This window comes from Dactylosporangium sp. NPDC051087 (assembly GCF_055586325.1).
This window is the reverse complement of record NZ_JBVJIJ010000038.1, coordinates 54,565-62,347: the sequence shown is the minus strand read 5'-3', so window position 1 is coordinate 62,347 and position 7,783 is coordinate 54,565. Positions and strand designations below refer to the sequence as shown.

Below are 7,783 nucleotides of genomic sequence, written 5' to 3'. Positions count from 1 at the left end.
TGCAGAAAGGCACACGTAGATGACGGAGATCCTCACCCCGCTCACCCGGCGCTCCCTGTTCGGGCTGGCCTCCGGTGCGCTGGTCGCCGGGCTGGTCGGCTGCGGCACGGACAAGGACGGGGCGCCCGCGGCCCCGGCCGGCGGTGCGCCGTCCGGCGGGTCCGCCGACACGTTCCCGGTGACCATCAAGGGCGCCGAGGGTGACGCCGTCATCCCGGCGAAGCCGCAGAAGGTCGTCACGGTCGGGTTCATGCGCGACATCGACGAGGCCGTGTCCCTCGGGGTCGTGCCGGTCGGCGTCACCCCGGCGTCGAACTTCGACTCGGGCCTGCCGCCGTGGGTCGAGGCGAAGCTCAAGGGCGCCGCCGCGCCGAAGCAACTGTCCTATGAGGACAACCTGCCGTTCGAGCAGATCGCCGCGTTGCGCCCGGACCTCATCCTGGCCACCGACAGCTACAGCCTCGCCGACGACTACGCCAACCTCAAGGCGATCGCGCCGACGCTGTCCTACGAGGTCGACGTGGCCGAGGACTCGTGGCAGACCCGGGCCAAGCGGATCGGCCTGGCGCTGGGCCGCTCCGCCGAGGCCGCCCGGCTCGTCGCCGACGTCGAGGCGCAGATCGCCAAGGTCAAGCAGGACAACGCGGCGAAGCTGGCCGGCAAGACGTTCACGTTCAACCTCCTCAACGGGGAGGGCGCCCTCGCCACGGTCATCCTGCCGACCGACGCGTCGGCGCAGTTCATCTCCCAGCTGGGGCTGACGCTGTCGAAGTCCGTCACCACCCTGCCGCAGGCCGGACCCGCCGGCCGGGCGGTCGTCGCGCAGGAGAACACGCAGCTCATCGACGCCGACGTGGTGCTGTTCTCGTTCCGTACCGCGGAGGAGCGCGCCAAGGTCGAGGGCGACCGGCTGTTCCAGAACCTCGCGGCCGTGAAGCGGGGCGCCTACGTGCCGCTGGAGGTCGGCACCGCGCTGTCGCTGGCGTTCCCGTCGACGCTGAGCATCCCGTTCGCCATCGACGCCATCGTCCCCAAGCTCGTCGCCGCCGCCGGCAAGTAGCTGTTCCGTACGCCGCCGGGCGGCCGCGACGGCCGCCCGGCGGAGCTCCATTCAGAAGGGAATCCCATGACCGGCAAGGACTTCCTGGTCACCATCGAGGGCACGGGTCCGGTCACGGACGTGCTCACCCGGGACCGGGCGCAGATCCGGGACCATCTGGCCACCCGCGGCGCGGTGCTCCTGCGCGGCTTCGACGTCGGCGGCGCCGGCGGGCTCGCGGCGGGTGTACGGGCGGTGGCCGGCGAGCCGCTGTCCTACACCGAGCAGTCCTCGCCGCGCAGCGTGATCCAGGGCAACGTCTACACCTCCACGGAGTACCCGCCGCAGGAGGAGATCCCGCTGCACACGGAGATGTCGTACCAGAAGGTGTGGCCGCTGACCCTGTTCTTCCACTGCGTCGAGCCGCCCACGACGCTCGGCGCGACCCCGCTCGCGTCGGTGCGGCACGTGTACGACCTGATCGACCCGTCGGTCCGCGAGGAGTTCCAGCGGCGCCGGTGGATGGTCGTGCGCAACTACGGCGAGGACATCGGCCTGCGGTGGCGCACGGCGTTCGACACGGACAGCCGTGCCGACGTCGAGCGGCAGTGCGCCGCCGGCGACATCACCGCCGAATGGTCGGCGGCCGGGGACGGGCTGCGGACCACCGCCGTCCGCGACGCGGTCCACAAGCATCCCGCGGACGGGTCACCGGTGTGGTTCAACCACATCGTGATCTTCCACGACAGCAGCCTGCCGGCCGAGGTCCGCGAAGCGCTGCTGGACGTGTACGGCCCCGGGGGACTGCCGAACAACTCCTTCTACGGCGACGGCGGCACGATCCCCGACGACGTGGTCGCCCACCTGCGCCAGTGCTACCGGGCCGCGTCGACCCGCTTCGACTACCAGCGCGACGACCTGGTCCTGGTCGACAACATGTCGGTCGCGCACGGCCGGGAGCCGTTCACCGGCCCGCGGAAGATCGCGGTCGCGATGGCCGAGCCGTCCGACGTGCCGCGCGGCTGAGCGGCCCCCTACACGTGGTCCGCCCGTCCGACGTGCCGCGCGGCTGAGTTGCTCCTACACGTGGTCCGCCCGTCCGACGTGCCGCGCGGCTGAGTTGCTCCTACGCGTGGTCCGCCCGTCCGGCGGACCACGCGGCCCACAGCCGGGCGTAGCCGCCGCCGGCCGCGACCAGGTCCGCGTGCGGGCCGCTCTCCACGATCCGGCCGTCGTCGATGACGAACACGAGATCCGCGGCCGCGGCCTGGGTGAGCCGGTGGGCGACGACGATGCCGGTGCGGCCCTCCAGGACCCGGGCGGTCGCCGCCTCCAGGATGCGGGCGCCGCTGCTGCCGGCGTCGGCGGTGGCCTCGTCGAGGATCGCGACGAGCGGGTCGGCGAGCAGCACCCGGGCCAGGGCCAGCTGCTGCGCCTGCACCACGGTCAGTTCGTGCCCGCCGGCGCCGACGACCGTCCGCGCGCCGTCCGGCAGTGCCGCCACCCAGTCCCGCGCCCCCACGGTGTGCAGGGCGCGGTCGAGGTCCTCGTCGGTGGCGCCGGGGGCGGCGAGCCGCAGGTCCTCGGCGAGCGGGCCGGCGAAGACGTGGACCTCCTGGGACACCAGGACGACCGCGTGGCGCAGCGTTTCCGCATCGAGCTCCGCCAGCGACACCCCGCCGACGTGGATACCACCGCCGGCCGGTTCGTGGACCCCGGCGAGCAGCTTGGCGAGGGTGGTCTTGCCGCCGCCGCTGGCGCCGACGAGCGCGACGGTGCTGCCGGCCGGGATGTCCAGGTCGATGTCGTGCAGCACCGGGTGCCCGGGCAGGTACGCGTACCGCAGGCCGGAAGCCTTCACCGCGCCGTCGGCCGGGACGGTGCCGGGCTGCGGCCGCTGCTCGGCGGGCAGGTCGGTGACGCCGACGAGCCGGGCCAGGCTCGCGTGCGCCGACTGCAGGGTGTCGAGCAGGAACAGCACCGTGTTGATCGGCCCGAACAGGTTCGCGAAGTACAGGGCCGCGGCGCTGGCCGCGCCGATGGTCGCCGTGCCCGAGTCGACCAGCAGGAACCCCGTTGCGAGGACGGCGGTGAGGCCGATGACCTCGGCGATGTTGAGCCGCCCGAAGAACTGGGTCTGGAGCCGGACGACCCGGTACAGCAGGCTGATGCTGCGCTCGACGCGGTCCGCCACGTGTCCGAGGTGTTCGTCGCGCAGCCCGAACGCCCGGACGGTCTGCGCGCCGCCGATCGTGTCCAGCAGTTGCTGCTGTTCGGCGCCGGCGGCGGCCCGCCGGTCGGCGTACAACGGCGCGGACCGGCGCACGTACCAGCGGGCGGTGACGGCCTGCACGGGCACCGCGAGCAGCGCGGCGGCGCCGAAGCGCCAGTCCAGTGCGGTCAGCCCGACCAGGGTCAGCGTGATGATCAGCGCCGACTGCACGAACTCCGGGAACGCGCCGCGCACGGCCTGGCTGATCATCGCGACGTCCTCGGTGATCCGGGAGGTCAGGTCGCCGGCGCCGCCCTGTTCGATCCGCTCCAGCGGCAGGTGCAGCGCGTGCTCGACGAACTCGTCGCGGATCGCGGCGAGGACCAGCTCACCGAGGCGGGAGATCAGCTGCAGCCCGGCGAACGCCAGTGCGCCCTGGCCGATCGCCGATCCGGCGAGCAGCAGCACCGGGCCGGTGATCCGGCCGGCGGCGGCCCCGCCGGCGGCGAGGTCGACGACCCGGCCCAGCAGGGGCGCCGTGGCCAGGCTGAGCGCCGCGGCGAGCAGCAACGTCACCGCGGATCCGGCGGTGAGCAGCGGGTGGCGCAGGACGACGGCCCGGAGCGCGGCCAGGGTGCGCCCCGGATCGGCGATCGGCAGCAGGACCCTGGCGTCGGCGGGCTCGGGCGGGGGAAGCGTCATGACAGCACCAGGTCACGGTAGGCGGGTCGGGTCCGGAGGAGGTCCGCGTGTGAGCCTTCGCCGGCGACGGTGCCGCCGGCGATGAACACGACCCGGTCGGCCGCGGCCAGCAGCGCCGGGCTGGTGGTCAGCACGACGGTGGTCCTGCCGGTGCGGGCGGCGCGCAGGCCGGCGGCGATCGCGGCCTCGGTGACCGCGTCGACGGCGGTGGTCGGGTCGTGCAGGACCAGGACCGGCGGGTCGGCGTGCAACGCGCGGGCGAGCGCGACGCGTTGCCGCTGCCCGCCGGACAGCGACCGGCCCCGGGAGGTGACGGCGGTGGCGAGGCCACCGGGGAGGACGGTCACGACCTGATCCACCTGCGCCGCGGCGACCGCGGCGGTGATGTCGCCCGGCCGGCCGGCGCGGATGTTGGCCTCGACGCTGCCGTCGAACAGGTCCGCGTCGTGCGGCGAGGCGAGCACGACCGACCGCCAGGCCTGCGGTGCGAGGTCGCCGACGTCGAGGTCGTCGACGGTCACCGTGCCGTGTGCGGGGTCGGACTCGCGCCCGAGGATCTGCAGCAGCGTGCCCGCCGCGACGGGGTCGGCGACCACACCGAGCAGCTCGCCCGCGGCCACCTCGAGGTCGACGCCGTCGAGGCCCGGTCCCGCCGTGCCGGACAGGCACAGTCTCCCGCGTACGGGCGGCGGTCCGGCGGCGGGGGAGGGGCCGCCGCTGCCGGTGACCTTCGCGATCCGGGCGGCGGAGGCGCGTCCACCGGCGATCGCGGCGATGATCTCGCCGAATGTGCCGAGCGGGCCGAGCAGGAACTGGGCGAGCCCGACGGCGGAGACGAGCTGGCCGATCGTGATGTCCCCGGCGGCGGCGAGCCGTCCGCCGACCAGCGCGACGACGGCGAGGAAGAGACCGTTGACCACGATCACGGAGCCGTTGTAGCCGGCCTCGGCGCGGGCGGTGTGCAGGGTGGCGAGCAGCGAGGCCCGGCTGATCGACCGGTACCGGGCGGCGGCCGTGCGCTCCGCCCCGATCCCCTTGATCACCCGGATGCCCTGGACCAGGTCGGCGGCCACTCCGGCGGCCTGGGCGGCCTGTTCCTGCTGGTCGGCGCTGCGCCGTTCGAGCGGGGCGCTCAGCAGCTTCACCACGTACAGCAGCGGCGGGGTGCCCAGCAGGATGAGCAGACCGAGCGGGACGGACATGACCAGCAGGGCGGTGCTGGCGACGGCGGCGCCGAAGACCGCGGCGACGCCGTGCGGTGCCTGGAAGTTGACCATGGCGGTGCGGCGGGCGTCGCCGGTGGCGATGCTGACCAGCGCGCCGGGCAGCAGGGTGGGATCGCGGCGGTCCAGTGCCGTGGCGGTGACCGCCAGTCGGAGCGAGCGGTCCGCGCGGGCGCCGCCGACCGTGCCGACGCGGGTGCCGAAGCGCCAGCTCAGCGACAGCATCACGAACGTCGCGGCCAGCACCGTGAGCCACAGCCCCAGCGCGGCGGGGTCGCCGGTGCGCACCGCGCGGTCGATGACGACGCCGATCAGCACCGGCACGAGCGCCTCACCGGCCTGGTGCCCGGTGTACAGGGCGGCGGAGGCGATGATGCGGCCGCGATGTGCCAGCATCGAACGCCGCAGGAGTGTGCCGCCGTCGACGTTCATCGACCTCACCCGCGCTTTCATTGACACTCTGTCGACCAAAGGCAAGGTTAGGGTAACCTCAGTCGCCGGGTTGTTGTGCGAGTGGTGGTGGAGGTCGCGGTGACAGGCACGGAGGTCGCCACCGCCCGGGCAAATCCTCACCGTCTGCTGGGGCTCGTCGCCGCCCTACTGGTCCTCGCCGCCCTGTTCGCGGTGAGCCTGGCCGCCGGGGCCCGGCACATCGACGCCGGCACGGTCTGGCAGGCCCTCGGCCGCGACGACGGCAGCGACGACGCCTACATCGTGCGGGCCCTGCGCCTGCCCCGCGGCATCCTCGCGGTCCTCGTCGGCGCCGCCCTCGGCCTCGCGGGCGCCCTCATGCAGGCCCTGACCCGCAACCCGCTCGCCGACCCCGGCCTGATGGGCGTGGAGATCGGCGCGTCCACCGCCATCGTCACCGGCATCGCCTTCTTCGGCGTCACCGCACCGTCCGGCTACGTCTGGTTCGCCTTCGCCGGCGCGATGGCCGCCTCGGTGATCGTCTACACCCTCGGCGCCAGCGGCCGGGCCGCCACCCCGGAACGCATCGTCGTGGCCGGTGCCGCCGTCAGCGCGGCGCTCGGTGCGTTCGTCAGCGCCGTGCTGCTGCTCAACGGCCAGGCGTTCGACCGGTTCCGGTTCTGGGTCGTGGGCTCGCTCGCCAACCGCGGCTTCGACGTGCTGTGGCAACTGGCACCGTTCATCCTCACCGGTGCCGTGCTCGCCCTGCTGCTCGGCCGGGGCCTCAACGTCCTCGCCCTCGGCGAGGACACCGGCCGGGCCCTCGGTGCCCGCGCCGGGCACGTCCGGCTCGCCGGCGCGCTCGCCGTCACCCTGCTCTGCGGCGCCGCCACCGCCGCCGCCGGCCCCATCGGCTTCGTCGGCCTGACCGTCCCGCACGTCGCCCGGATGATCACCGGCCCCGACAACGCCTGGGTCCTGCCGTACTCCGCGGTCCTCGCACCGATCCTCGTCCTCGGCGCCGACGTGCTCGGCCGCGTCGTCGTCGCCCCGGGCGAACTCGAGGTCGGCATCATCATGGCGCTGGTCGGCGCCCCCGTGTTCATCGCGCTGTGCCGACGCACCCGGATCGCCCAGCTGTGAGCACCCAGACCGGCGCCCGGCCGATCTCCGGTGTCGTCCTGCGACCCTTCAGCTTCTCCCTCCGGCTGCGCCCCCGCTCGCTGTTCGTCGGCCTCGCACTCCTGGCCGTGCTGACCGTCATCGGCGTCGTCACCCTGACCACCGGCGACTACGAGGCGACCGTGCCGGAGGTCATCGACGCGCTCTTCGGTGGCGGCCCGCCCGGCCTCGACGTCGTCGTGCAGCGCTTCCGCCTGCCGCGCCTGCTCGTCGCCGTCGGCGTCGGCGCCGCGCTCGGCACGGCCGGCGCGGTCTTCCAGAGCATCACCCGCAACCCGCTCGGCAGCCCCGACGTCATCGGCTTCACCACCGGCTCGGCCACCGGCGCCGTCCTGGCGATCCTGTTGCTGCGCGCCACCACGGTCGAGGTCGCCGCGGCGGCCGTGCTCGGCGGCGTGCTGTCAGCCGTGGCGGTCTACCTGCTGTCCTACCGCCGCGGGGTCGCCGGGTTCCGGCTGATCCTGGTCGGTATCGGCGTCAGCGCCATGCTCACCTCCGTCAACACGTACCTGCTCAGCCGGGCATCGCTGCGCGAGGCCCAGATCGCCCAGCTGTGGCTGCTCGGCAGCGTCAACGGCCGCAGCTGGGAGCACGTCGTGCCGCTGTGGGCGTCGCTGGCCGTGCTGCTGCCGGCCGTCCTGGCCATGAGCCGGAGCCTGGCGATGCTGGAGCTCGGCGCGGACACCGCCGCCGCGCTCGGCCTGCGGTCCGGGAAGGTCAGCCTCGGACTGCTGCTCGGCGGCGTGGCCCTCACCGCCGTGGCGACCGCGGCCGCCGGCCCGATCGCCTTCGTCGCCCTCGCCGCGCCGCAGATCGCGGTCCGCCTCGTGCGCTCCGGCACCCCGCCGCTGCTGCCCGCCGCTCTCACCGGCGCGGTCCTGCTCGCCGGCGCGGACCTGGCCGGGCAACAGCTGTTCGGATCGTTGCGACTGCCGGCGGGCGTGACCACCGCGGCCGTCGGCGGGATCTACCTCATCTGGCTGCTCGGCCGCGAATGGCGCAAAGGATGGTGAC

Annotated in this window: 6 protein-coding genes; 4 read left to right on the top strand and 2 right to left on the bottom strand. The window is 74.1% G+C overall.

The window, feature by feature from the left end:
• Positions 1-19: 19 nt before the first annotated feature.
• Entirely contained in the window at positions 20-1,060 is a 1,041-nt protein-coding gene (locus ACZ6TV_RS47675) for an ABC transporter substrate-binding protein (protein WP_465306957.1), read from the top strand.
• 66 nt (positions 1,061-1,126) lie between these two features.
• Entirely contained in the window at positions 1,127-2,065 is a 939-nt protein-coding gene (locus ACZ6TV_RS47670; protein WP_465306955.1) for a TauD/TfdA family dioxygenase, read from the top strand.
• Between the two features lie 100 nt (positions 2,066-2,165).
• Here ACZ6TV_RS47670 and ACZ6TV_RS47665 read toward each other — a convergent pair whose 3' ends face one another.
• Together ACZ6TV_RS47665 and ACZ6TV_RS47660 are read right to left on the bottom strand one after the other, a co-directional pair.
• Positions 2,166-3,953 carry an ABC transporter ATP-binding protein gene (locus tag ACZ6TV_RS47665; RefSeq protein ID WP_465306953.1) on the bottom strand — a complete coding sequence of 596 codons (1,788 nt, stop codon included), beginning with the start codon at positions 3,951-3,953 and terminating at the stop codon, positions 2,166-2,168.
• A complete protein-coding gene (locus tag ACZ6TV_RS47660) occupies positions 3,950-5,608 on the bottom strand; it encodes an ABC transporter ATP-binding protein (protein ID WP_465306951.1) in 1,659 nt (552 codons plus the stop codon). Before ACZ6TV_RS47660 ends, ACZ6TV_RS47665 begins: the two co-directional genes overlap by 4 nt.
• A gap of 99 nt (positions 5,609-5,707) precedes the next feature.
• On the opposite strand from ACZ6TV_RS47660, the gene ACZ6TV_RS47655 reads away from it, so the two are divergent.
• Positions 5,708-6,730 (top strand): FecCD family ABC transporter permease, encoded by a 1,023-nt coding sequence (locus ACZ6TV_RS47655; RefSeq protein WP_465306949.1) that lies wholly within the window; start codon positions 5,708-5,710, stop codon positions 6,728-6,730.
• Positions 6,727-7,782 carry a FecCD family ABC transporter permease gene (locus ACZ6TV_RS47650; protein WP_465306947.1) on the top strand — a complete coding sequence of 352 codons (1,056 nt, stop codon included), beginning with the start codon at positions 6,727-6,729 and terminating at the stop codon, positions 7,780-7,782. Before ACZ6TV_RS47655 ends, ACZ6TV_RS47650 begins: the two co-directional genes overlap by 4 nt.
• Position 7,783: the final 1 nt, after the last annotated feature.

Coding starts and splice junctions, on each gene's coding strand:
- ACZ6TV_RS47675 (WP_465306957.1), top strand. CDS start 20: ATGACGGAGATCCTCACCCCGCTCACCCGGCGCTCCCTGTTCGGGCTG.
- ACZ6TV_RS47670 (WP_465306955.1), top strand. CDS start 1,127: ATGACCGGCAAGGACTTCCTGGTCACCATCGAGGGCACGGGTCCGGTC.
- ACZ6TV_RS47665 (WP_465306953.1), bottom strand. CDS start 3,953: ATGACGCTTCCCCCGCCCGAGCCCGCCGACGCCAGGGTCCTGCTGCCG.
- ACZ6TV_RS47660 (WP_465306951.1), bottom strand. CDS start 5,608: ATGAACGTCGACGGCGGCACACTCCTGCGGCGTTCGATGCTGGCACAT.